The organism is Serratia sp. CY81684, assembly GCF_052166595.1.
Taxonomy (GTDB): domain Bacteria; phylum Pseudomonadota; class Gammaproteobacteria; order Enterobacterales; family Enterobacteriaceae; genus Serratia; species Serratia nematodiphila.
The window spans coordinates 1-25183 of the sequence record NZ_JBJNOO010000004.1 but is presented as its reverse complement, the minus strand read 5'-3'; the positions used below and the strand labels follow the sequence as shown (position 1 = coordinate 25183).

Sequence of the window (25183 nt, the reverse complement as noted above, 5' to 3'; positions counted from 1 at the left end):
TGGAGATGGCCGAACCTCGTTTTATTCACCTGCGCGTCCACAGTGACTACTCCATGATTGATGGATTGGCCAAGACGGCGCCGCTGGTGAAAAGAGCCGCCGCGTTAGCCATGCCTGCACTGGCAATCACCGATTTCACCAACCTGTGCGGGCTGGTGAAATTCTACGGCAGCGCGCACGGCGCCGGGATCAAACCGATCATCGGCGCGGATTTCCATGTGCAAAGCGAAGAGCTGGGCGATGAACTGGCTCAGTTGACGGTGCTGGCCAGCAACAACGAAGGCTACCAGAACCTGACGCTGCTGATTTCCCGCGCCTATCAGCGCGGCTACGGCGCCGCCGGCCCGACTATCGATCGCGACTGGCTGATTGAACATCGCGAAGGGCTGATCCTGCTCTCCGGTGCGCGTCAGGGCGACGTCGGCAAGTTTCTGCTGCGCGGCAACCAGGCGCAGGTGGATCAGTGTCTTGATTTCTACCAGCAGCATTTCCCGGACTGTTACTATCTGGAACTGATCCGCACCGGCCGCCCGGACGAAGAGAACTACCTGCATGCGGCGGTGGCGCTGGCCACTGAGCGCGGCTTGCCGGTGGTGGCCACCAACGACGTGCGCTTCCTGGTGGAAGATGACTTCGACGCCCATGAGATCCGCGTCGCCATTCACGACGGCTTTACGCTGGACGATCCCAAGCGGCCGCGCAACTACAGCCCGCAACAGTACATGCGCAGCGAAGACGAGATGTGCGAACTGTTCGCCGACATCCCGGAAGCGCTGCTGAACAGCGTCGAAATCGCCAAGCGCTGCAACGTCACCATTCGCCTCGGCGAATACTTCCTGCCGCAGTTCCCGACCGGCGATATGAGCACCGAGGACTTCCTGGTGCTCAAATCGAAAGAGGGGCTGGAAGAGCGTCTGGAGTTCCTGTTCCCCGATCCTGAAGTGCGCGCGCAGCGCCGCCCGGAATATGACGAGCGTCTGGACGTCGAGCTGAAGGTGATCAACCAGATGGGCTTCCCTGGCTACTTCCTGATCGTGATGGAGTTTATCCAGTGGTCGAAGGACAACAACGTGCCGGTGGGCCCGGGGCGCGGCTCCGGCGCCGGTTCGCTGGTGGCCTATGCGTTGAAAATCACCGACCTCGATCCGCTGGAGTTCGATCTGCTGTTCGAACGCTTCCTGAACCCGGAACGTGTCTCAATGCCCGACTTTGACGTCGACTTCTGCATGGAGAAGCGTGACCAGGTGATCGAGCACGTGGCGGAGATGTACGGCCGCGAAGCGGTATCGCAGATCATCACCTTCGGCACCATGGCGGCGAAAGCGGTTATCCGCGACGTGGGCCGCGTGCTGGGGCACCCGTACGGCTTCGTCGATCGCATTTCCAAGCTGGTGCCGCCGGATCCGGGCATGACGCTGGAGAAAGCCTTCGCCGCCGAACCGCAGCTGCCGGAAATTTACGAGGCCGACGAAGAGGTCAAGGCGCTGATCGACATGGCGCGCAAGCTGGAAGGGGTAACGCGCAACGCCGGTAAACACGCCGGGGGCGTGGTGATCGCGCCGACCAAGATCACCGACTTCGCGCCGCTGTACTGCGATGCCGAAGGGAACCACCCGGTGACCCAGTTCGACAAGAACGACGTGGAATACGCCGGGCTGGTGAAGTTCGACTTCCTCGGTCTGCGCACCCTGACCATCATCGACTGGGCGCTGGAGATGATCAACGCCCGGCGCGCCAAGACCGGGCTGGAACCGATCGACATCGCCGCCATCCCGCTCGACGACAAGAAAAGTTTCGACATGCTGCAGCGCTCGGAAACCACGGCGGTGTTCCAGCTTGAATCGCGCGGCATGAAAGATTTGATCAAACGTCTGAAGCCCGACTGCTTCGAAGACATGATCGCACTGGTGGCGCTGTTCCGTCCGGGGCCGCTGCAGTCGGGCATGGTGGATAACTTCATCGACCGCAAACACGGCCGTGAAGAGATCTCCTACCCGGACATTCAGTGGCAGCACGAGTCGCTCAAGCCGGTGCTGGAGCCGACCTACGGCATCATCCTGTATCAGGAACAGGTGATGCAGATTGCCCAGGTGCTGGCCGGCTACACGCTGGGCGGCGCGGACATGCTGCGCCGTGCGATGGGTAAAAAGAACCCGGTCGAAATGGCCAAGCAGCGCGGCGGCTTTGAAGACGGCGCCAAAGCGCGCGGCATCGACGGCGAACTGTCGGTGAAAATCTTCGACCTGGTGGAGAAATTCGCCGGTTATGGCTTCAACAAATCGCACTCCGCCGCCTATGCGCTGGTGTCGTACCAGACGCTGTGGCTGAAGGCCCACTACCCGGCCGAGTTTATGGCGGCGGTGATGACCGCCGATATGGACAACACCGACAAAGTAGTAGGGCTGGTGGACGAATGCTGGCGCATGGGGCTGAAGATCCTGCCGCCGGACATCAACAGCGGCCTGTATCACTTCCACGTCAACGACGACGGCGAGATCGTGTACGGCATCGGCGCCATCAAGGGCGTAGGGGAAGGGCCAATCGAGGCGATCATCGAGGCGCGCAACAGCGGCGAACAAGGTTACTTCAAAGACCTGTTCGATCTCTGCGCGCGCTCCGACATCAAGAAACTGAACCGCCGCATTCTGGAAAAACTGATCATGTCCGGGGCGTTCGATCGCCTTGGGCCGCACCGCGCCGCGCTGATGAATTCGCTCGGCGACGCGTTGAAAGCGGCGGATCAGCATGCGAAAGCCGAAGCTATCGGCCAGGTGGATATGTTTGGCGTGCTGGCGGAAGCGCCGGAGCAGGTGGAGCAATCCTACGCCAATATCGCGCCCTGGCCGGAGCAGGTGGTGCTGGACGGTGAACGGGAGACGCTGGGGCTGTACCTGACCGGCCACCCGATCACCCAGTACCTGAAGGAGATCGAACGTTATGCCGGTGGCCAGCGTTTGAAAGACATGCACCCGACGGATCGGGGCAAAATGACTACCGCCGTCGGGTTGGTGGTCGCCGCGCGGGTGATGGTGACCAAGCGCGGCAACCGCATCGGCATCTGCACGCTGGATGACCGTTCGGGCCGTCTGGAAGTGATGTTATTCACCGAAGCGTTAGAAAAATACCAGCATTTGTTGGAAAAAGACCGTATCCTTATCGCCAGTGGACAGGTCAGCTTTGATGACTTTAGCGGCGGGCTTAAAATGATGGCCCGCGAGGTAATGGACATCAGTGAAGCCCGGGAAAAATACGCTCGCGGGCTTGCTATCTCGCTGACTGACAGGCAAATTGATGACCAGCTTTTGAACCGTCTCCGTCAGTCGTTGGAACCCCATCGATCGGGGACGATTCCAGTGCATCTCTACTATCAACGGGAAGATGCGCGAGCCAAGCTGCGTTTTGGCGCAACCTGGCGCGTGACGCCCACCGACCGCTTGTTGATCGACTTGCGGACGTTGGTAGGCAATGAGCAGGTGGACTTGGAATTTGACTAAAATAGGAATGCTATGAGTCTGAATTTTCTTGATTTTGAACAGCCGATTGCAGAGCTGGAAGCGAAAATTGACTCGCTGACTGCAGTCAGCCGTCAAGACGAAAAATTAGATATTAATCTGGACGAAGAGGTTCAGCGCCTGCGTGAAAAGAGCGTTGAGCTGACGCGCAAGATTTTTGCCGATCTTGGGGCCTGGCAAATTGCCCAATTGGCACGCCACCCGCGCCGTCCTTATACCCTGGATTATATCAAACACATCTTTACCGACTTCGAAGAGTTGGCGGGCGATCGCGCTTACGCTGACGACAAAGCGATCGTCGGTGGCATTGCGCGCCTGGATGGCCGCCCGGTGATGATCATCGGGCACCAGAAAGGCCGTGAAACCAAAGAGAAGATCCGCCGCAACTTCGGCATGCCGGCGCCGGAAGGCTACCGCAAGGCGCTGCGCCTGATGGAAATGGCCGCACGCTTCAAGATGCCGATCATCACCTTTATTGATACCCCGGGCGCTTATCCAGGCGTGGGCGCGGAAGAACGCGGCCAGTCGGAAGCTATCGCGCGCAACCTGCGTGAGATGTCGCGTCTGAACGTGCCGGTCATCTGCACCGTCATCGGCGAAGGCGGCTCCGGCGGCGCGCTGGCGATCGGCGTGGGCGACAAGGTGAACATGCTGCAGTACAGCACCTACTCGGTGATTTCGCCGGAAGGCTGCGCCTCCATCCTGTGGAAGAGCGCCGACAAGGCGCCGCTGGCCGCGGAAGCGATGGGCATCACCGCGCCGCGTCTGAAAGAGCTGAAGCTGATCGACTCAGTGATCCCGGAGCCGCTGGGTTCCGCGCACCGCGACGTGCCGGCGATGGCCGCCGCGCTGAAAGCGCAGCTGCTGGCCGATCTGAAAGATCTGGATGGCCTGAACGACGAAGAGTTGCTCAACCGACGTTACCAGCGTCTGATGAACTACGGCTACTGCTGAGTTGCGATCTTCACGGTAATAAACCGCCTTCGGGCGGTTTTTTTTTGGCTACACACCGCCGGATTTTCGTGGTGTTATAGAGACTTGGCCGTTAACTGACAGGAGCTGCCGATGAATATCATCGCCATCATGGGCCCGACGGGCGTCTACTACAAAGATGAGCCGATCCGCGAGCTCCACGCGGCGCTGGGCGCGATGGGATTCCAGCTGGTATACCCCAAAAACAGCGGTGACCTGCTGAAGCTAATCGAAGCCAACGCCCGCATCTGCGGCGTGATCTTCGACTGGGACGATTACAGCCTGGAGCTGTGCAGCGAGATCAACGAGCTGAACGAATACCTGCCGCTGTACGCCTTTATCAATACCCACTCCACCTTCGACGTCAGCCTGCATGAAATGCGCATGGTGCTCTATTTCTTCGAGTATGGCCTGAATGCGGCAGACGATATCGCGCAGCGCATCCAGCAATACACGGCGGAATACATCGACACCATTACGCCGCCGCTGACCAAGGCGCTGTTCAACTATGTGCGCGAAGGAAAGTACACCTTTTGCACGCCGGGCCACATGGCCGGCACCGCGTTTCAGAAAAGCCCGGTGGGCTGCCTGTTCTATGACTTCTTCGGCGCCAATACCCTGAAGGCCGACATCTCGATTTCGGTTACCGAGCTCGGGTCGCTGCTGGATCACACCGGCCCGCATCTGGAGGCCGAAGAGTACATCGCGCGCACCTTCAATGCCGAGCAGAGCTATCTGGTCACCAACGGCACCTCCACCGCCAACAAGATCGTCGGCATGTATTCAGCGCCGGCGGGCAGCACGGTACTGATCGACCGCAACTGCCACAAATCGCTGTGCCACCTGCTGATGATGAGCGATATCGTGCCGATCTATCTGCGCCCGCTGCGCAACGCCTACGGCATCCTTGGCGGCATTCCGCAGCGCGAATTCACGCGCGAGAGCATCGCCGCTCGGGTGCAGGCGACGCCGAACGCCACCTGGCCGGTGCACGCGGTGATCACCAACTCCACCTATGACGGCCTGCTGTACAACACCGACTACATCAAGCAGACGCTGGAGGTGCCGTCGATTCACTTCGATTCCGCCTGGGTGCCTTACACCAACTTCCATCCGATTTACGACGGCAAGAGCGGCATGAGCGGCGAGCGGGTGCCCGGCAAGGTTTTCTACGAAACCCAATCCACCCACAAGCTGCTGGCCGCCTTCTCGCAGGCCTCGATGATTCATATCAAGGGCGACTACGATGAGAGCACCTTCAACGAAGCCTACATGATGCACACCACCACTTCGCCGCACTACGGCATCGTGGCGTCGATGGAGACCGCTGCCGCCATGCTGCGCGGCAACCCGGGGCGGCGTTTGATCAACCGTTCGGTGGAGCGCGCGCTGCATTTTCGCCGAGAGGTGCAGCGGCTGCGCGAGGAGAGCGACAGCTGGTTCTTCGATATCTGGCAGCCGGAAGAGATCGATGAGGCGCAGTGCTGGCCGCTGGATCCGGACGATAACTGGCACGGTTTCGGCCAGACCGATCGCGATCATATGTACCTCGATCCGATCAAGGTGACGATCCTGACACCGGGCATGAATGAGCTGGGCGCGCTGGAAGAGGAGGGGATCCCGGCGGCGCTGGTGGCGAAGTACCTCGACGAACGCGGCATAGTGGTGGAGAAGACCGGGCCGTACAACCTGCTGTTCCTGTTCAGTATCGGCATCGATAAAACCAAGGCGATGAGCCTGCTGCGCGGCCTGACCGACTTCAAGCGCGCCTACGATCTCAACCTGCGGGTGAAGAACATGCTGCCGGATCTGTACGCCGAAGATCCGGATTTCTATCGCCATATGCGCATCCAGGATCTGGCCGCCGGCATTCATCGCCTGATCCGCCAACACGATCTGCCAGGCCTGATGCAGCGGGCGTTCGACGTGCTGCCGGAAATGAAGCTGACGCCGCACCAGATGTTCCAGGAGCAGGTGCGCGGCAATGTCGAAACCTGCGAGCTGGATCAGTTGGTGGGCAAGGTGGCGGCCAATATGATCCTGCCTTATCCGCCGGGCGTGCCGTTGGTGATGCCGGGGGAAATGATCACCGAAGAGAGCTGTGCGGTGCTCGATTTCCTGCTGATGCTATGCTCGATCGGTGAGCGCTATCCCGGTTTTGAAACCGATATCCACGGCGCCAAACTGACGGAAGACGGGGGCTATCTGGTGAAGGTGCTGAAAGCCCCGCAGCCATAAGGCCATAACGCGAACGCGCCCGGCGGTTTGAAGATAAGCCGGGCTTTTTCATTGACGGCATCGCCGCCGCCGGATACCGTGCCCCATCAGAATGAACAGGGGAGGGTTTCTATGCTGGCATTACGTCAGGTGCACCACATCGCGATCATTGGCGCGGACTACGCCGCCAGCAAGCGTTTTTACTGCGACATTCTCGGATTTACTTTGCTGAGCGAAGTCTACCGTGAGGAGCGCGGCTCCTGGAAAGCGGATCTGGCGCTCAACGGGCAATACACCATCGAGCTGTTTTCTTTCCCCTCGCCGCCGGCCCGGGTCAGCCGCCCGGAGGCCTGCGGCCTGCGTCATCTGGCGTTCAGCGTCGACGACATCGATCAGACTATCGCTCATCTGCAGGCGGCCGGCGTTGCCTGCGAACCGGTGCGTGTCGATCCCTACACCCAATCCCGCTTTACCTTTTTCAGCGATCCCGATGGTTTACCGTTAGAATTATACGAGAGTTAACGGCTTAATCGCCTCCCGGCGGCCACAGCCGGGGGCGGTTATGCTATGATCGCGCCCTTGCCCTACATGCCTACAGAGTTATTTCCGCCATGCAAGAGCCTGCTTTTCGCGTCGGGGAGTGGCTGGTTACTCCTGCCGACAACACCATCAGCCGCGATGGTCGCCAGAAAACGCTGGAACCGCGCCTGATCGACATGCTGTGCTATTTCGCCCGGCACCCCGACGTGGTGCTGAGCCGCGACGAGCTGATCGACAACGTCTGGAAGCGCAATATTGTCACCAACCACGTGGTGACCCAATGTATTTCAGAGCTGCGCAAGTACCTGAAAGACGGCGACAGCGACAGCCCGGAATACATTATCACCGTGCCCAAGCGCGGGTATAAGCTGGCGACGTCGGTGATCTGGTGTGAAGAGGGGGAGACACAACCCGCGATTGCACCGGCGCCGCAGATCGCGGTGATTATGCATGAGCCGGAAGACGGCAGCGATGATGAAGAGGATACGCCCTATGTGCCGCCGCGCCGGGCAAGCGTGCCGGCTGCCGCGCCCGGCGAGAAGAAGCCGCATTTTTATCGCCGCTCGACGTTCTGGGTGTGGCTGGCGTTTCTGAGTGCGCTGAGCGTCTGCGTGGCGTTTGTCGGCATCGCCACGCTGTCGCAGCGCGTGCCGGTATCGACCATGCCGGTGCTGCTCAACCCGCGCGATATCGATATCCGCATTCAGGGCGGCGAGAGCTGCAGCAACTGGATGCCGCAGCTCTCTTATGTGGTGGGCGTCAGCGAGCTGATTACCGATTCGTTGAACACTTACTCTACCTTCCTGGTGCACGACCAGACCAACTACAACTATTCCGGCCCCAGCAACTCGGGCAAGTCGCTGTATATCGAGTTCGTCAATCAGCGCCACTACCGCGCCCAGCAGTGTTTCCTCTCCGTGCGGCTGGTGGATAACGCCGACAGTTCGATCATGTTGGACAAGCGTTACTTCATCACCGCCGATAACCAGCTGAAGATCCAGACCGACTTCCTCGCCAGCCTGTCCGCGGCGCTGAAGCAGCCTTGGCCGCCACAGCTGGAGCAGCGTCTGGCGCAGTTGCTGCCGGACAACGGGCCGTTGCTGCAGCGTTTCTACCAGGCGCATCAGTTGCTGATCCGCGGTGACGCCGATTCGTTGACCCGCGCCAGCGCCCAGCTGAGCGAGCTGATTAACAGCGCGCCGAACTTCCGCTATCTGCTGGCTGAAAAAGCGTTGGTGGATCTGCTGCGCAATTCTTATCAACCGTTCGACAGCGCGGCCTTGGCGCAATTGCGGGCCGATATCAGCCATCTGGCGACGATCCCCGAATTGAAGAACACGCCGATCATGCAGCAGGTTCTGGCGGTAGATGCCTTGACGCAGGGGCGCATTGACGAAGCGCACCGGGCTATCGATCTGGGGATTGAGCTGCAAATGTCGTGGCTGAACTATGTGCTGTTGGGCAAGGTGTATGAAATGCAGGGGCAGAATCATTTGGCGGCCGACTCTTATATTACCGCCTTCAATCTTCGCCCCGGTGAGGATACCTTGCATTGGATCACCAATGGCGTATTCCAGACGTCATTGACCAACGTCGTACCTTATTTAAATAACTATCAGCGCCAATAATTAACCCAATATCACGCCGCTCTTATTCTTCGGGGATCATGGCGGCGTTATTTATTGGTGAAGTCATGTTGCATGAATGTATTATTTTGCTGCGCGATATTATCTCTTTTTTGCCATTTGTTATGCGTTATTAACCTTGTCATCTTTTTGTTTTTAAATGATGTTTATCTTTTCTTTAGCCTGTCTTTTTATCTTGATGTGTTAATAAAAAACCTCAGGTTATCATTTGTATGATCATGAGCGTAATCTCACTTTATCTTTAGGACTTTATTCCCCCCGATGGTTAGCATCCTGACTATCAAGCCGGCTCATTAAAATCTTTTATTTATGGGCGTGGCTTATAAGAAACGTAAATCAGGAGAAACTGACCATGGCTTCACCCAAGAAAATAGGGCTTATTGCCTGCACCGGCGTGGTCGCCGGTAATATGATGGGGAGCGGGATTGCCTTATTGCCCGCCAACCTGGCGAGTCTCGGATCCATCGCCATTTGGGGATGGGTGATCTCGATTATCGGGGCGATGTCGCTGGCTTATGTGTATGCCCGCCTCGCCACCAAAAACCCACAGCAGGGCGGCCCTATCGCCTACGCCGGTGAAATTTCCCCGGCCTTCGGTTTCCAGACCGGCGTGCTTTATTACCATGCCAACTGGATCGGTAACCTGGCCATCGGCATTACCGCCGTTTCTTATCTCTCCACCTTCTTCCCGGCGCTGAACAACCCGGTGCCCGCCGGCATCGCCTGTATCGCCATCGTGTGGGTCTTCACCTTCGTGAACATGCTGGGCGGAACCTGGGTCAGCCGTTTGACCACCCTGGGCCTGGTGCTGGTGCTGATCCCGGTGATCGTGACCGCCACCCTCGGCTGGCACTGGTTTGACGCCGCCACCTACCAGGCTAACTGGAATACCTCCGGCACCACCGACAGCCATGCGGTCATCAAAAGTATCCTGCTGTGCCTGTGGGCGTTCATCGGCGTGGAATCCGCGGCGGTCAGCACCGGCATGGTGAAAAACCCGAAACGCACCGTACCGCTGGCGACCATGCTCGGCACCGGTCTGGCGGGCATCATCTATATCGCCGCCACCCAGGTGATTAGCGGCATGTTCCCGGCGTCTGAAATGGCCGCCAGCGGCGCGCCGTTCGCCATCAGCGCCTCGGCGATTATGGGCAACTGGGCCGCACCGATGGTTTCCGCCTTCACCGCCTTCGCCTGCCTGACCTCGCTCGGTTCGTGGATGATGCTGGTCGGCCAGGCCGGGGTGCGCGCCGCCAACGACGGCAACTTCCCGAAAGTGTACGGCGAGCTGGATAAAAACGGCATTCCGAAGAAAGGCCTGCTGCTGGCCGGTTGCAAAATGACCGCGCTGATGGTGCTGATCACCCTGATGAGCTCCGCCGGCGGCAAAGCGTCCGACCTGTTCGGCGAGCTGACCGGTATCGCGGTGCTGCTGACCATGCTGCCTTACTTCTACTCCTGCGTAGACCTGATCCGCTTTGAAGGGGTCAACGTGCGCAACCTGCTGAGCCTGATCGCTTCGGTGTGCGGCTGTGGCTTCTGCTTCATCGCGCTGATGGGCGCCAACTCATTCGAGCTGTCCGGCACCTTTATCATCAGCCTGATTATCCTGATGTTCTACGCCCGGAAAATGAATACCCGCCAGGCTGCCAGCGCAGCGGCGGTCGATGAAAACACCACGGCCAAAGCGCACTGATTCGCGTCCGCTGACCGACTGAATTTACCCAGCCCCTTTCTTTCCGACCTGTCAGCCGCGACGGGAAGGGGCTTGCTTTGCCAGGAGAAATGCATATGAACGTTATCGCCATCATGAATCACATGGGTGTCTACTTTAAAGAAGAGCCTATCCGTGAACTGCATCAGGCGCTGGAAAGTCTGGATTTCCGCATCGTTTACCCTAACGATCGCGAAGACCTGCTGAAACTGATCGAGAACAACGCCCGTTTGTGCGGGGTGATCTTCGACTGGGACAAATACAACCTGGAGCTGTGCGAAGAGATCAGCCAACTGAACGAGTACATGCCGCTGTACGCATTCGCCAACACCTATTCGACGCTGGACGTCAGCCTGAACGATCTGCGCATGCAGGTGCGCTTCTTCGAATATGCGCTCGGCGCGGCAACCGACATCGCCGCCAAGATCAAACAGAATACCGACGAATATATCGACACCATCCTGCCACCGCTGACCAAGGCGCTGTTCAAATACGTGCGCGAAGGCAAATACACCTTCTGTACGCCGGGCCACATGGGCGGCACCGCGTTCCAGAAAAGCCCGGTCGGCAGCCTGTTCTACGATTTCTTCGGCCCGAATACCATGAAGTCGGATATCTCGATTTCGGTGTCCGAGCTGGGATCGCTGCTGGATCACTCCGGCCCGCACAAAGAGGCGGAAGAGTATATTTCTCGCGTGTTCAACGCCGAACGCAGCTACATGGTCACCAACGGCACTTCCACTGCCAACAAGATCGTCGGCATGTATTCGGCGCCGGCGGGCAGCACGGTGCTGATTGACCGCAACTGCCACAAGTCGCTGACTCACCTGATGATGATGAGCGACATCACGCCGATCTATTTCCGCCCGACCCGCAACGCTTACGGCATCCTCGGCGGTATTCCGCAGAGCGAGTTCCAGCGCGCCACCATCGCCAAACGCGTGAAGGACACCCCGAACGCCACCTGGCCGGTGCACGCGGTGATCACCAACTCCACCTATGACGGCCTGCTGTACAACACCGACTTTATCAAGAACACCCTGGACGTGAAGTCTATCCACTTCGACTCCGCCTGGGTGCCTTACACCAATTTCCATCCGATCTATAAAGGCAAGTGTGGCATGAGCGGCGGCCGCGTGGAGGGCAAGGTGATCTATGAAACCCAGTCCACCCACAAACTGCTGGCGGCCTTCTCGCAGGCGTCGATGATCCACGTGAAGGGCGACATCAACGAAGAGACCTTCAACGAAGCCTACATGATGCACACCACCACTTCGCCGCACTACGGCATTGTGGCCTCGACCGAAACCGCCGCGGCGATGATGAAAGGCAACGCCGGCAAGCGCCTGATCCACGGTTCTATCGAACGCGCGATCAAGTTCCGTAAAGAGATCAAACGCCTGAAAGTCGAATCCGACGGCTGGTTCTTCGACGTCTGGCAGCCGGAGCATATCGATGAGCCGGAATGCTGGCCGCTGCGCTCCGACAGCGCCTGGCACGGTTTCAAGAACATCGACAATGAACACATGTATTTGGACCCAATCAAGGTCACCATTCTGACGCCGGGGATGAGCAAGGAAGGCGAGATGCAGCCGTTCGGCATCCCGGCCAGCATCGTGGCGAAATACCTCGACGAGCGCGGCATCATCGTCGAGAAAACCGGGCCGTACAACCTGCTGTTCCTGTTCAGCATCGGTATCGATAAAACCAAGGCGCTCAGCCTGCTGCGCGCGATGACCGACTTCAAACGCTCGTTCGACCTGAACCTGCGGGTGAAAAACATGCTGCCTTCGCTGTATCAGGAAGCGCCTGATTTCTATGAAAACATGCGCATTCAGGATCTGGCACAGAACATTCACCGCCTGGTGGAGCAACACAACCTGCCGGACCTGATGTACCGCGCATTCGAAGTGCTGCCAACCATGGTGATGAACCCGTACCAGGCGTTCCAGAAAGAGCTGCACGGCGAAGTGGAAGAGGTCTATCTGGAAGAGATGGTCGGTAAGGTCAACGCCAACATGATCCTCCCATACCCACCGGGCGTGCCGCTGGTGATGCCGGGCGAGATGCTGACCGAAGAGAGCCGGCCGGTGCTGGAGTTCCTGCAGATGCTGTGCGAAATCGGCGCGCATTATCCGGGCTTTGAAACCGATATTCACGGCGCCTACCGTCAGGCGGACGGACGTTATCGGGTGAAAGTGCTGAAGGCGAAATAACCGCAGCCAAAAACAGGGGAGGCGCTCGCGCTTCCCCTTTGTCGTTCACCGACTGATGGGAGACCACCATGAAAACACCCTCACAGCCGCGCGCAATCTACTATGTCGTAGCGATACAAATTTGGGAATATTTCAGCTTTTACGGCATGCGTGCGTTACTGATCCTCTATCTGACCCACCAACTCGGCTATACCGACAGCCACGCCATCGATCTCTACAGCGCTTACGCTTCGTTAGTTTACGTCACTCCAATTTTGGGCGGCTGGCTCGCCGACCGCCTGCTGGGCAACCGCGTCGCGGTGATCGCCGGCGCGGCGCTGATGACCCTGGGGCATATCGTGCTCGGCCTGAGCGCGGTCTCCGCCCAGTCGCTCTATCTGGCGCTGGCGATCATCATCTGCGGTTACGGCCTGTTCAAATCCAATATCAGCTGCCTGCTGGGCGAGCTGTACCCGGCGCAGGACTCGCGCCGCGAAGGGGGCTTCTCGCTGCTGTACGCCGCCGGCAACGTCGGTTCCATTTTGGCGCCGATCGCCTGTGGGTTGGCGGCCGAGCGCTATGGTTGGCACGTCGGTTTTGCGTTGGCCGGGATCGGCATGTTCGCCGGTCTGGTGATTTTTCTGCTTGGCGGACGCCATTTCCGCCACACCCGCGGCGTCAATGTGCCGCTGATGCGCGCCAGAAGCCTGGGCCTGCCGCACTGGGGCTGGCTGTTGGCGGCGTTGCTGGCGTCGCCGCTGTTCTTCACGCTGTTGTTTGTGCGCGACTGGGCCGGTTATTTGCTCGGGCTGGTGTGCGTGGCGGCGGTGGTGCTGGTGGCGCGTATTATGCTGCGAGCGGATGCCGGCCAGCGCCGGGGCCTGTGGCAGATCATCGTACTGATGCTGCTGGGCACGCTGTTCTGGGCCTTTGCCCAGCAGGGCGGTAGCTCCATCAGCCTGTTTATAGATCACTTCGTCGACCGGCGCTGGTTCGGCTGGATGGTGCCGACCGCGCTGTTCCAGTCGGTTAACGCCTGCGCGGTGATGCTGGGCGGCGTGGCGCTGGCCTGGCTGGCGAGCGGTGACGGTACGGGCGATCGCACGCTGCGCATCTGGTGCAAGTTCGCCTTCGGCCTGCTGCTGATCGGCGTCGGCTTTACGCTGATGGCGCTCAATACGCGGCTGCACGGGCCGGGATCGATGGGGCTAATGATCGCCGGCCTGGCGGTGATGGGCTTCGCCGAACTGTTTATCGATCCGGTGGCGATGGCGCAGATCACCCGGTTGAATATCCCCGGCGCCACCGGCGTGTTGACCGGTATCTATATGCTGGCGACCGGTTCGATCGCCAACTATCTGGCGGGCATCATCGCCAATCAGACCGCCGAAGACCACATCGAGGGGGCGGCGATGCAGGCGTATGGCCGCATTTTCGCCCAGATTGGCTGGGGAGCGGCCGGGTGCGCGCTGGCAGTGATCGCGGTGCTGGGCGGCTGGTGGCTGCTGACGCGACGCCAGGCCCGGACGGTTAATGCTTGATTGATGACGGTAGGCGGGGTTAACGTGCAGCTATGTAGAAGTGACAAAGCCTACCGATGGATACTGATCAATTAACGACGCAGGTAGCGGGCCAGCTGGGCGCGCAGCAGCGGCTGCTGGTGGCGTTCAGCGGCGGCCTGGATTCCAGCGTGCTGCTGCATCTGCTGGCGACGTTGCGCCGCCAGCGTCCGGCGCTGCAGCTGCGTGCGCTGCACGTGCACCACGGCCTGAGCGCCTTCGCCGACCGCTGGGTGGAGCATTGCCGCCGCCGCTGCGCAGACTGGCAGGTGCCGCTGACGGTGACGCACGTGCAGGTGGACGCCCGCCAGGGCGGCATCGAAGCAGCGGCGCGTGCGGCGCGCTATGCCGCTTTCAGCGCAGCATTGGCGGAGGGAGAAGCGCTGCTCACCGCCCAACACCTTGACGATCAAAGCGAAACCTTCCTGTTGGCGCTCAAGCGCGGCAGCGGGCCGGCGGGGCTATCGGCGATGGCGGCGCGCGCCACGCTGGGCGAGCACTTGCTGTTGCGGCCGTTGCTGGGCTGCTCGCGTCAAACGCTGGAAAGCTACGCGCAGCGCCACGCCTTAAGCTGGATAGATGACGACAGCAATCAGGACACGCGCTTCGATCGCAATTTCCTGCGTTTGCAGGTTTTGCCGCAGCTCAACCAGCGCTGGCCGCACTTCGCTTCGGCGGTGGCGCGCAGCGCCAGCCTGTGCGCTGAGCAGGAGCAGTTGCTGGACGAACTGCTGGCGGAACCGCTGCAAAGCCTGTTGGCGGCGGATCGCTCATTGGCGATCGGCGGCCTGACCGACTGTTCGCCGGTACGGCGTTTCGCCTTGTTGCGGCGCTGGATCGCGTTGTTCAACGTCACTATGCCGGCGCGTGAGCAGCTACAGCGCCTGTGGGAGGAGGTGGCACTCAGCCGGGAAGACGCCGAACCGCAGCTGCAGCTCGGTGCCTATCAGATCCGCCGTTTCCGTGGCCGACTGTACCTGCTGCCGCCGCTGGCGGCGCTGCGCGGTGTGCATCTGCCCTGGCGGCCTGACGAGCCGCTGACGCTGCCGGACGGGCTGGGGCAGTTGGTTGCCGGTGAGGGCGATCTGGCGCTACGCGCGCCGCTGTCATCGCAGCGGATCAGCATTCGTTTCGGCGGCGTGCAGGGCGCCGTGCGTATCGTGGGGCGCGCCCATTCGCGGCCGATAAAAAAACTGTGGCAGGAGCTGGGGATCCCTCCCTGGCAGCGTGATCGCATCCCGTTGATTTATTATGATGAGCAGCTGATCGCTGCCTTGGGCACATTCGTCTGTGAGGCGGGGCAGGTGCCGGAAGGCGAACGCCCGTGGCGACTGCGCTGGGAAAAAAATCATAATCGTGAGGAGCAATGATGAAGTTTGTGGGGATCACGCTGTTGGCCGCCGGCCTGTTCAGCCTGCCGGCGTTGGCGGCGGGGGATGCGGCCGCCGGTCAGGCGAAAGCCGCCGCCTGTGCGGCGTGCCACGGCGCGCAGGGCAAGGTGACGGTGCCGATGTACCCGAATCTGGCCGGGCAGAACGCCATGTACCTGCAGCACGCGCTGCAGGCGTACAAGAAAGGAGAGCGCAACGGCGGCCAGGCCGAGGTGATGAAGGCCTATGTGTCGGGGCTGTCGGATGACGATATCGCCGATCTGGCGGCTTACTATGCCAGCCTGAAGCCGTAAATGACGAGGGCAGCCGTTGGGCTGCCCTGTTGGGATGGGGTTACCGCTGCTCAGTCCGACAGGCTGACGACCACGGTACCGATTTCCGGATGACTGAAACTGCTGATATGGTCCAGACGCAGGTCGCGCTGCTGGCCGTTCTGTTCGATGGTCAGATACTCAACGCGTTTCTTTTGCAGCAGGTCGATCGCCTTGGCCTCGATCACTTCTCCGTCGCGTAACTCCAGCTTCAGAATAAGTTTATGCTGACAGGCGAGTTCCAGGTTGTCGTAGTCATCGCAATTGATGGGTTGGTACTCATCATTCATCAACATAGTCGCTCACCAATAAGTTAGCGGCGGCAAAGGCCGCCTGTTCCCTAACGGAGGACGGTAGCGCGTGGTTCGCTGCGACATCGTCCAATGCCTTTAACGCACAAGCCAGCGCATCAGGCACGTAGCCAAGATCTCCACTGCCAATCTCGGCGTAAGTACGGCGTACTAACTCACAGTATTGTTGCACAGTTTCCTCCCTTAAGAACCTCTGCATCATCAAGACCGCTCTCGCGATGAGGCGCAGGCTCTCGGAGTTTTATCCTATCCTAGACGACTATAGCACAGCTGTTATGGAGTTATCAGCACCCCGACACGCCTTTCGTTCTGCGCCGAGCCGGGCTGCGCTGGCGGCGTTCGCCCCTGATCAAGTACACTGTCGCCGAATAACAACGAGGTCACCCATGGCGCTGAAAGCAACCATTTATAAAGCCGCGGTCAATATCGCTGATATGGATCGTCACTTCTATCACGACGCCACGCTGACGCTGGCGCAACACCCGTCCGAAAATGAACAGCGCATGATGCTGCGCCTGTTGGCCTGGATCTGCCATGCCGACGAGCGGCTGGTGTTCACCAAAGGGCTGAGCGCCGACGATGAGCCGGAGATCTGGCAGCGCAACGACCATAACGGGCTGGAAATGTGGATCGAGATGGGATTGCCTGACGAGAAGCGCATTCGCAAGGCCTGCAACCAGTCGCCGCGCGTGGTGCTGTACGCCTACGGCGAGCGCGCCGCGCACGTGTGGTGGCAGGGAATGCAGGGCAAGGTGGCCGGTTACAAGAACCTGAGCGTGCGTTTCCTCGATGACGAGCAGCTGGCGCGGCTGACGGCGCTGGCCAGCCGCACCATGACGCTACAGGCGACGCTGCAGGAGGGAACTATTTGGCTGTCCGATGCTCAGAATAGTCTGGAAATCCAGTTTGCCGAGTGGCAGCGGGCGCAGGTGTGACCGGTGCTGGAACTGTCAAGAAACGTCGCCATACCGGATAATGAGCTGGAATTGACGGCGATCCGCGCGCAGGGCGCGGGCGGCCAGCACGTGAACAAAACCTCAACGGCGATCCATTTGCGCTTTGACATCCGGGCATCCAGCCTGCCAGAGTATTATAAGGAAAGGCTGCTGGCGCTGAATCACCATTTAATTACTGCTGATGGCGTGGTGATTATCAAGGCGCAAGAGTATCGCAGTCAGGAATTGAATCGCGAAGCGGCGTTGGCCAGGCTGGTCGCGTTGATTCAGCAGGCGATGGTGGTGGAAAAAACGCGCAAGGCGACCAAGCCGACGAAAGGAGCGAAACTGCGTCGCCTGGAAGGCAAGACGCGCAAAGGCGCCACCAAGGCGCTGCGTGGCAAGGTTCGCACTTAGGAATACATGAACACAGTAGGAGAATAACTGTGAAGAAAATTACGATAGCCCTGTTCCTCGCGGCAGGCGCACTCTCGTTGTTGGGATGCAACAATCATTATCAGCCGAAGGAACAACCGCTGCAGGCAATGCCGCAGAGTTACCAAGGGGTGTTGCCTTGCGCTGATTGCGGCGGTCTGGATACGGCGCTGTTCCTGGATGAAGACGGTACTTTTGTGCTGCAGGAAACCTATCGCGGCAGCAAAGACGGCGATCAGACCTTTGCCGACTACGGCAAATGGGCGCGCACCGCGGATAAGCTGGTGCTGACCGACAGCACAGGCGAGAAACGCTACTTCCGTCCGGTGGGCAAGAGCCTGGAGATGCTGGATCGCAGCGGCGCGCCGATCGAGTCCAAGCTGAATTACCGTCTGGAGCCGGTCGAAAAGCCGTTGCCTAAAACCCCGATGGTGATGAAAGGCAGCTACAGCTATATGGCCGACGCGGCGGTGTTCAAAGATTGCGCCACCGGCATCACTTTCCCGGTGGATAACAACATCGCGCTGGAGCAAGGTTACGCCAAGGCCAATAAGACTGCTGGCGAGCCGGTGTTCCTGACCTTCAACGCGCACTTCAGCGTGCAGCCGTCGATGGAAGAGGGGCAGATTGAAAAAGCGGTGGTGCCGGACGGTAAGATCGCGTTCGACCGCAGTAAAAGCTGCAGCAGCAAGTAACGCGTTTCGGATATAAAAAAACCCGCCTAGGCGGGTTTTTTTATTCTCTGGCGATCGACGCTTAGCGTTTGATCTGGCCCAGCAGGAAATCAACGATTTCGCCGGTTTTGATCATCTGCTTCTCGCCGATGCGGCGGTTCTTGTACTCGATCTCTTCGTTGTCGAGGTTACGATCGCCGATAACGATAGAGTGCGGCACGCCGATCAGTTCCATATCCGCGAACATCACGCCCGGACGCTCTTTGCGGTCATCGAGGATCACGTCGATGCCGTGGGAACGCAGGGTGTTGTACAGCTCTTCTGCCAGCGCCTGTACGCGGAACGACTTGTGCATATTCATCGGCAGGATCGCCACCTGGAACGGCGCGATGGCGTCCGGCCAGATGATGCCGCGTTCGTCGTGGTTCTGCTCGATGGCGGCGGCCACGACGCGCGTGACCCCGATGCCGTAGCAACCCATGGTCAGCACCTGGTTGCGGCCGTCTTCACCCTGCACGGTCGCTTTCATCGCTTCCGAGTACTTGGTGCCGAGCTGGAAGATATGGCCCACTTCGATGCCGCGTTTGATCAGCAGCGTACCCTGACCGTCCGGGCTGGCGTCGCCTTCCACCACGTTACGGATATCGGCCACCTGCGGCAGCGGCAGATCGCGCTCCCAGTTGATGCCGAAGTAGTGTTTGCCGTCAACGTTGGCGCCGGCGCCGAAATCGCTCATCGCCGCTACGCTGCGATCGGCTACCACCGGCATCGGCAGCTTGACTGGGCCAAGTGAGCCTGGGCCGGCGCCGACGATGGCGCGGATCTCTTCTTCGGTGGCGAAGGTCAGCGGCGCGGCAACCTGCGCCAGCTTCTCGGCCTTGACTTCGTTCAGTTCGTGATCGCCGCGCACCAGCAGGGCGACCAGCTTGTGGCCGCTCTCTTCGGTGGCGCGCACCATCAGCGTCTTCACGGTTTTTTCCACCGGCAGCTGGAATTGCTCGACCAGCTCGGCGATGGTTTTGGCGTTCGGCGTATCCACCAGGCGCAGCTCTTCGCTGGCTGCGGCGCGCGGCTCTGCCGGCGCGACCGCTTCCGCCAGCTCGATGTTAGCGGCGAAATCGGAACCGGTGGAGAACACGATATCGTCTTCACCGCTCTGCGCCAGCACCTGGAATTCGTGCGAGGCGCTGCCGCCGATCGAGCCGGTATCCGCCTGCACCGGGCGGAAATCCAGGCCCATGCGGCTGAAGATTTTGCTGTACGCTTCGTACATTGCGTCGTAAGTCTCCTGCAGAGACTCCTGTGAGGTGTGGAAGGAGTAGGCATCCTTCATCAGGAACTCACGGGAACGCATCACGCCGAAACGCGGGCGCACTTCATCACGGAACTTGGTCTGGATCTGGAAGAAGTTCAGCGGCAGCTGCTTGTACGAGCTGATCTCGTTGCGGATCAGATCGGTGATCACTTCTTCATGCGTCGGGCCCAGTACGAACGGACGATCGCCGCGGTCGACGAAGCGCAGCAGCTCGGGGCCGTATTGCTCCCAACGGCCGCTTTCCTGCCACAGATCGGCAGGCTGAACCACCGGCATGGAAACTTCGATCGCGTTAGCATTGTTCATTTCTTCGCGAACGATGTTTTCAACCTTTTTCAGAACGCGCAGGCCGGTCGGCAGCCAGGTGTAAAGACCGGAGGCCAGCTTGCGGATCATCCCGGCGCGCAGCATCAGCTGGTGGCTGATCACTTCGGCGTCGGCAGGTGTCTCCTTCAGTGTGGAGAGCAGATATTGGCTAGTACGCATGGTGTTTTGGTTCCGTTAGAACTGCAAATTGCATCGGGCTGCCAGAGTGGCGGCCAAAAGTGACAAAAGTGGTTTAGTTTACCAGCGCGAGCGGGTCGCCAAAAGAGAGGCGGCGGAATTTTAACGCGGGTCGAGCGCCAACACTTCGGTGTGGCCGTCCACGACGCGCCAGCGCACGTTGAAATCCAACAGCCAGACGGCGTAATCCCGTTCGATGTCCTCACCTTTACGATAGGCGGGACGGGGGTCTTGCGCCAGCACCTGGCTGATAAAACGCCTTAATTGCGGGTAGCGCGCCTGATGTTGCTGCAGCTGTTGCTCGGCCTGCGGTGCGAAACGCACCGGCATATCGCCGGCGGGCGCGGCCTGGGCAAAGCCGGCGCGGGCCTGCGGCTGGCTCTCGGCGAACGGCAGATAAGGCTTGATGTCCACCACCGGGGTGCCGTCGACCAGATCGAGGCTGCCCAGTTCCAGCGCCACTTCCCCGTTTTTCACCCGCACGCCCTTCAGCTCAATGAGCGACATGCCGAGCGGGTTGGGGCGGAAGGTGGAGCGGGTGGCGAACACGCCCATGCGGGCATTGCCGCCTAAACGCGGCGGACGCACCGTCGGGCGCCAGCCGCCTTCCATGGTTTGATGGAAAATGAACATCACCCACAGATGGCTGAAATCGCTGAGGCCGCGCACCGCTTCCGCCTGGTTGTAAGGCGGCAGCAGCAGCAGTTCGCCGCCGCCGTCTTCGACCAGCCCCGGCTGGCGGGGCACGGCGAATTTCTCTTTATAGGGCGAGCGGATCACGCCGATCTGCTCGAAAACGAATTCGGTCATTTGGAGGAGACGTTAAGCGCCGAGCCCTGACAAACGGCCTGTTGATAGCAACCGGCGACGCCGCTGACAATCTGGCAGTCGTGCAGCAGCACGGCGTTGGCCTTCATGTAAGACGCACGGATTTGCATGCGTTTACGGGCGGTGGCCAGATTCGGTGGAGAGTCTTGCACGGTGGTTTGGCACGATTCGCCGGACACTTCACCCAGATCGCGGAACGGCTTGCCCACGAGTTCTTCTGCACTTTTATACAGTTTTACCGGTGCGGGGCGGGCGGCCGGCGTAGTTTTGGCCGGAGCGGTGGTAGTCGGCTTGCTGGTGCTGCTTGTTGAGGACGGCGCGATACGCTGCGATGAACATCCGGCCAGCGCGAGCGCTAACAAACAGAGAGGTAAAACACGCATTGAGATTCCTCTGCCTTAATGAAAGTGGCGCTATTGAAGCAAGCTATGGCGGAAATAACAAGACGGGCCTTGGCCCGTCTTGCAATTATAGGAATAAAATGGGTGAATAAGCGCTTACCAGCCTTTCACCGCGCCGCCGTTGAAGATTTTGTTGGCGGCCGCGTCAACTTCGTCAGACTGATAGGCCTGAACGAATTTCTTCACGTTTTCCGCATCTTTGTTATCTTCGCGCGCAACCAGCAGGTTGACGTAAGGCGAGTCTTTATCTTCCACGAACAGACCGTCTTTCGCCGGCGTCAGGCCGATCTGGCTGGCGTAGGTGGTGTTGATCACCGCCAGCGCGATCTGCTGATCGTCCAGAGAGCGCGGCAGCTGAGGCGCTTCCAGCTCAACCAACTTCAGGTTTTTCGGGTTCTCGGTCACGTCCAGCACGGTCGGCAGCAGGCCAACGCCGTCTTTCAGCTTGATCAGACCAACTTTCTGCAGCAGCAGCAGCGAACGGCCCAGGTTGGTCGGATCGTTAGGCAGCGCGATCTGCGAACCTTCTTTCAGCTCGTCCAGCGATTTGATTTTCTTGGAGTAACCGGCGATCGGGTAAACGAAGGTGTTGCCGACCGGCACCAGCTTGTAACCGCGGTCTTTGATCTGCTGATCCAGATATGGCTTGTGCTGGAAGGCGTTCAAATCGATATCGCCTTTGCTCAGCGCTTCGTTAGGCAGCACGTAGTCGTTGAAGGTCACCAGCTCGACGTCCAGACCGTATTTCTCTTTCGCCACTTTCTGGGCCACTTCGGCGACTTGCTGCTCTGCACCGACGATCACGCCGACCTTGATGTGGTTCGGATTCTTTTCATCCTGGCCACAGCCCGCCAGAGCCAGCGTGCCAATCAGTGCGCCAATTGCCGCGATGGATTTAAATTTTAACGACATATCCCTTCCTCATTAGACTCGCATTAACATGCGGTGAAATTATTTATGGGTAACGGCTTTGACGATGCGATCGCCGCAGAATTGGATCAGATAAACCAAAACTACCAGTAATACTAATACGGTATTCATCACTGTGGCGTTATAACCGATATAACCGTATTGGTAACCGATTTGGCCCAGACCGCCGGCGCCGACAGCGCCGCCCATGGCAGAGTAGCCCACCAGGGTGATCAGGGTGATGGTTGCGGCGTTGACCAGGCCCGGCAGGGCTTCCGGCAGCAACACTTTCTTGATGATCTGCATCGGCGTGGCGCCCATGGCGCGCGCGGCTTCCACCAGACCGGACGGGATCTCCAGCAGGGCGTTTTCCACCATGCGCGCGATGAACGGCGCGGCGCCCACGGTCAACGGCACGATGGCCGCCTGCAGGCCGATCGAGGTGCCGACGATCATGCGGGTAAACGGAATCATCCAAACCAGCAGGATAATGAACGGGATGGAACGGAATATGTTCACCAGCCCGGACAAAATTTTATACAGCGAATTGTTGGCGATGATCTGCCCCGGGCGGGTGACATACAACAGCACGCCTACCGGCAGGCCGAGCACGAAACCGAAGAAGCCGGAGACAAAGGTCATCATGACGGTTTCCCACACGCCACGCGCCATCAACCACATCATTGCCTCAGACATAACCCAGAACCTCTACTTTTACCTGATTTTCTTGCAGGAACTTAATCGTCGCCAGCGCGTCTTCGTCGCTGCCGTGCAGCTCCGCCAGCATCACGCCGAATTTCACGCCGCCGGCATAATCCATCTGGGCGCTGATAATGTTGTTGTTCACGTTGAAGCGGCGAGCGGCTTCAGACAGCAGCGGCGCATCGACCGACTGACCGGTGAACTCCAGGCGCAGCAGCGGCTGGCGGTCGCCCTGACGCTCCGGCGACAGGCGCGCGGCGTAGTCGTCCGGGATATCCAGATGCAGCGTGGACTGAATGAACTGCTGGGCCAGCGGGGTTTTCGGGTGTGAGAACACTTCGCTGACGCTGTCTTTCTCGATCAGCTGCCCCTGGCTGATGACCGCGACCTGGTCGCAGATGCGTTTCACCACGTCCATTTCGTGAGTGATCAGCAGAATGGTCAGGCCCAGACGGCGGTTGATGTCTTTCAGCAACTCCAGGATGGAACGGGTGGTGGCCGGATCCAACGCGCTGGTGGCTTCGTCGCACAGCAGCACTTTGGGATTGCTGGCCAGCGCGCGCGCGATCGCCACGCGCTGTTTCTGGCCGCCGGACAGATTGGCCGGATAGGCGTCGTGTTTGTCTGCCAGGCCGACCAGCTCCAGTAGTTCGGTCACGCGCTTTTTGATCTCGGCGCGCGGCGTATTGTCCAGCTCCAGCGGCAGCGCCACGTTGCCGAACACCGTGCGGGAAGAGAGCAGGTTGAAGTGCTGGAAGATCATGCCGATTTGGCGACGGGCGCGCGTCAGTTCGCTTTCCGACAGAGACGTCAGATCCTGGCCATCGACCAGCACCTGGCCGGAGGTAGGGCGCTCAAGCATGTTGGCGCAGCGGATCAGCGTGCTTTTGCCGGCGCCGGAAGAGCCGATAACGCCATAGATTTGCCCGGCAGGGACGTGAAGGGTCACGTCAGAGAGCGCGGTAATGGTGCGCGAACCCTGCTGGAACACTTTAGTGATGTTAGAAAGTTTAATCATATTCTTCTTATTTTAGCGTGGTTGCCCGTGGCTAGATAAAAGTAAACCTCGGCGTGGAACCAAGGTATGGATCAGATGTTAAGGCGTCTAGACGTCTAAGTCAACGGCCAGCGACGTTCTCCGGCGTTCTCAGTGCGGGGTAAAACATGCGATACTGTCAGCGTATTCAGCCCCTCAGGAGCAAAGCGGTGACACAAAGCGTTCCAGCAATTTTTCTCGATCGTGACGGTACGATTAACGTTGACCATGGTTATGTCCATGAAATCGACAATTTCCACTTTATTGACGGCGTAATTGACGCCTGTCGCGAACTCAAAAAGATGGGCTTCGCGCTGGTGATGGTGACCAACCAGTCGGGCATTGCGCGCGGCAAGTTCAGCGAAGACCAGTTTATGTACCTGACCGAGTGGATGGACTGGTCGCTGGCCGATCGTGACGTCGACTTCGACGGCATCTATTTCTGCCCGCATCATCCGGAGGCGGTAGTGGAAGAGTATCGTCAGGTCTGTGACTGCCGTAAACCGCAGCCGGGCATGCTGCTGCAAGCGCAGCAGGAATTGAACATCGATATGGCCGCTTCTTATATGGTGGGCGATAAACCGGAAGATATGCAGGCGGCGATCGCGGCCGGCGTCGGCACCAAGGTGCTGGTGCGTACCGGCAAGCCGGTGACGGAGCAGGGTGAAAAGCTGGCCGATTGGGTGCTAAATAGCCTGGCGGACCTGCCGGCAGCCATCAAAAAGCGGGTTTAATAGGCGTTACGAATGAATAGTGAGCGGTCAGATAAGAAATGCATATTATCGCTTGTCATTCTGAACCGGCTCCCTATAATGCGCCTCCATCGACACGGCGCAAGTGATTCACTTCACACAGCGGCCGGGAAGAAAGAGAAAAAATCCTGAAAATTAGGGTTGACTCTGAAAGAGGAAAGCGTAATATACGCCACCTCGAGTTAGCAAGCGAAAGCGCCTAACTCACTGCTCTTTAACAATTTATCAGACAATCTGTGTGGGCACTCCACAAGACGATATCCAGCATCTTCGGATGCAAAAAAATATCAAGTCTTGAAGAGTGACTAACTGAAGTAAAATTCA

At 59.2% G+C, this 25183-nt stretch carries 22 protein-coding genes; 14 read left to right on the top strand and 8 right to left on the bottom strand.

All coding sequences use genetic code 11. From position 1 onward, the window contains the following. Window positions 1–5 precede the first annotated feature (5 nt). The 10 genes from dnaE (at window position 6) to ACJ8QF_RS15145 (ending at window position 16039) form a co-directional block, all read left to right on the top strand. Window positions 6–3494: a DNA polymerase III subunit alpha gene (dnaE, locus tag ACJ8QF_RS15190; RefSeq protein ID WP_171454637.1), complete on the top strand. Its 3489-nt coding sequence runs from the start codon at window positions 6–8 to the stop codon at window positions 3492–3494. 12 nt (window positions 3495–3506) lie between these two features. Continuing rightward, window positions 3507–4466: an acetyl-CoA carboxylase carboxyl transferase subunit alpha gene (accA, locus tag ACJ8QF_RS15185; RefSeq protein WP_004931972.1), complete on the top strand. Its 960-nt coding sequence runs from the start codon at window positions 3507–3509 to the stop codon at window positions 4464–4466. 111 nt (window positions 4467–4577) lie between these two features. Continuing rightward, the gene (locus ACJ8QF_RS15180; RefSeq protein ID WP_442537661.1) at window positions 4578–6722 is read left to right on the top strand and encodes a lysine decarboxylase LdcC; all 2145 of its coding nucleotides are present in this window, start codon (window positions 4578–4580) and stop codon (window positions 6720–6722) included. 111 nt (window positions 6723–6833) lie between these two features. Further along, complete coding sequence (locus tag ACJ8QF_RS15175) at window positions 6834–7223, top strand: VOC family protein (protein ID WP_442537660.1); 390 nt, start codon at window positions 6834–6836, stop codon at window positions 7221–7223. Between the two features lie 89 nt (window positions 7224–7312). Continuing rightward, entirely contained in the window at window positions 7313–8869 is a 1557-nt protein-coding gene (gene cadC / locus ACJ8QF_RS15170; RefSeq protein WP_442537659.1) for a lysine decarboxylation/transport transcriptional activator CadC, read from the top strand. A gap of 370 nt (window positions 8870–9239) precedes the next feature. Next, the gene (gene cadB, locus ACJ8QF_RS15165) at window positions 9240–10583 is read left to right on the top strand and encodes a cadaverine/lysine antiporter (protein ID WP_004931980.1); all 1344 of its coding nucleotides are present in this window, start codon (window positions 9240–9242) and stop codon (window positions 10581–10583) included. A gap of 95 nt (window positions 10584–10678) precedes the next feature. Further along, on the top strand, window positions 10679–12817 hold the full coding sequence (gene cadA, locus ACJ8QF_RS15160) for a lysine decarboxylase CadA (protein ID WP_004931982.1): 2139 nt from the start codon (window positions 10679–10681) through the stop codon (window positions 12815–12817). 68 nt (window positions 12818–12885) lie between these two features. Beyond that, window positions 12886–14337: a dipeptide permease DtpD gene (gene dtpD / locus ACJ8QF_RS15155; RefSeq protein WP_286093547.1), complete on the top strand. Its 1452-nt coding sequence runs from the start codon at window positions 12886–12888 to the stop codon at window positions 14335–14337. Window positions 14338–14393: 56 nt separating this feature from the next. Then, window positions 14394–15725: a tRNA lysidine(34) synthetase TilS gene (gene tilS, locus ACJ8QF_RS15150; RefSeq protein WP_154871637.1), complete on the top strand. Its 1332-nt coding sequence runs from the start codon at window positions 14394–14396 to the stop codon at window positions 15723–15725. Then, window positions 15725–16039 (top strand): c-type cytochrome, encoded by a 315-nt coding sequence (locus ACJ8QF_RS15145; protein ID WP_063990775.1) that lies wholly within the window; start codon window positions 15725–15727, stop codon window positions 16037–16039. The genes tilS and ACJ8QF_RS15145 overlap by 1 nt, the downstream gene beginning before the upstream one ends. Before the next feature lie 50 nt (window positions 16040–16089). Here ACJ8QF_RS15145 and rof read toward each other — a convergent pair whose 3' ends face one another. After that, a complete protein-coding gene (rof, locus tag ACJ8QF_RS15140; RefSeq protein WP_004931991.1) occupies window positions 16090–16353 on the bottom strand; it encodes a Rho-binding antiterminator in 264 nt (87 codons plus the stop codon). Continuing rightward, entirely contained in the window at window positions 16340–16540 is a 201-nt protein-coding gene (locus ACJ8QF_RS15135; RefSeq protein ID WP_033652508.1) for a YaeP family protein, read from the bottom strand. Before ACJ8QF_RS15135 ends, rof begins: the two co-directional genes overlap by 14 nt. A 214-nt stretch (window positions 16541–16754) precedes the next feature. On the opposite strand from ACJ8QF_RS15135, the gene ACJ8QF_RS15130 reads away from it, so the two are divergent. The 3 genes from ACJ8QF_RS15130 to nlpE are packed head-to-tail and all read left to right on the top strand — an operon-like array spanning window position 16755 to window position 18433. Then, window positions 16755–17303 carry a YaeQ family protein gene (locus tag ACJ8QF_RS15130; protein WP_004931995.1) on the top strand — a complete coding sequence of 183 codons (549 nt, stop codon included), beginning with the start codon at window positions 16755–16757 and terminating at the stop codon, window positions 17301–17303. Between the two features lie 3 nt (window positions 17304–17306). Continuing rightward, window positions 17307–17720 (top strand): alternative ribosome rescue aminoacyl-tRNA hydrolase ArfB, encoded by a 414-nt coding sequence (arfB, locus tag ACJ8QF_RS15125; RefSeq protein ID WP_004931997.1) that lies wholly within the window; start codon window positions 17307–17309, stop codon window positions 17718–17720. A gap of 29 nt (window positions 17721–17749) precedes the next feature. Next, complete coding sequence (nlpE, locus tag ACJ8QF_RS15120) at window positions 17750–18433, top strand: envelope stress response activation lipoprotein NlpE (protein WP_004932000.1); 684 nt, start codon at window positions 17750–17752, stop codon at window positions 18431–18433. 61 nt (window positions 18434–18494) lie between these two features. On the opposite strand, the gene proS is transcribed toward nlpE, so the two are convergent. The 6 genes from proS to metN all read right to left on the bottom strand — a co-directional run bounded on the left by proS (window position 18495) and on the right by metN (window position 24089). Then, entirely contained in the window at window positions 18495–20213 is a 1719-nt protein-coding gene (gene proS, locus ACJ8QF_RS15115) for a proline--tRNA ligase (protein ID WP_004932002.1), read from the bottom strand. Between the two features lie 120 nt (window positions 20214–20333). Next, window positions 20334–21041 carry a tRNA (N6-threonylcarbamoyladenosine(37)-N6)-methyltransferase TrmO gene (gene tsaA / locus ACJ8QF_RS15110; RefSeq protein WP_004932003.1) on the bottom strand — a complete coding sequence of 236 codons (708 nt, stop codon included), beginning with the start codon at window positions 21039–21041 and terminating at the stop codon, window positions 20334–20336. Beyond that, window positions 21038–21442, bottom strand: a complete 405-nt coding sequence (gene rcsF, locus ACJ8QF_RS15105) for an Rcs stress response system protein RcsF (protein WP_004932006.1) — start codon at window positions 21440–21442, stop codon at window positions 21038–21040. Before rcsF ends, tsaA begins: the two co-directional genes overlap by 4 nt. A 114-nt stretch (window positions 21443–21556) precedes the next feature. After that, the gene (locus ACJ8QF_RS15100; RefSeq protein WP_004932008.1) at window positions 21557–22372 is read right to left on the bottom strand and encodes a MetQ/NlpA family lipoprotein; all 816 of its coding nucleotides are present in this window, start codon (window positions 22370–22372) and stop codon (window positions 21557–21559) included. Between the two features lie 39 nt (window positions 22373–22411). Then, window positions 22412–23065: a methionine ABC transporter permease MetI gene (locus ACJ8QF_RS15095; RefSeq protein WP_004932010.1), complete on the bottom strand. Its 654-nt coding sequence runs from the start codon at window positions 23063–23065 to the stop codon at window positions 22412–22414. Then, complete coding sequence (gene metN / locus ACJ8QF_RS15090) at window positions 23058–24089, bottom strand: methionine ABC transporter ATP-binding protein MetN (protein WP_004932012.1); 1032 nt, start codon at window positions 24087–24089, stop codon at window positions 23058–23060. Before metN ends, ACJ8QF_RS15095 begins: the two co-directional genes overlap by 8 nt. 188 nt (window positions 24090–24277) lie before the next feature. Here metN and gmhB point away from each other — a divergent pair, with 188 nt between their 5' ends. Continuing rightward, entirely contained in the window at window positions 24278–24841 is a 564-nt protein-coding gene (gene gmhB / locus ACJ8QF_RS15085) for a D-glycero-beta-D-manno-heptose 1,7-bisphosphate 7-phosphatase (protein ID WP_015378880.1), read from the top strand. Window positions 24842–25183: the final 342 nt, after the last annotated feature.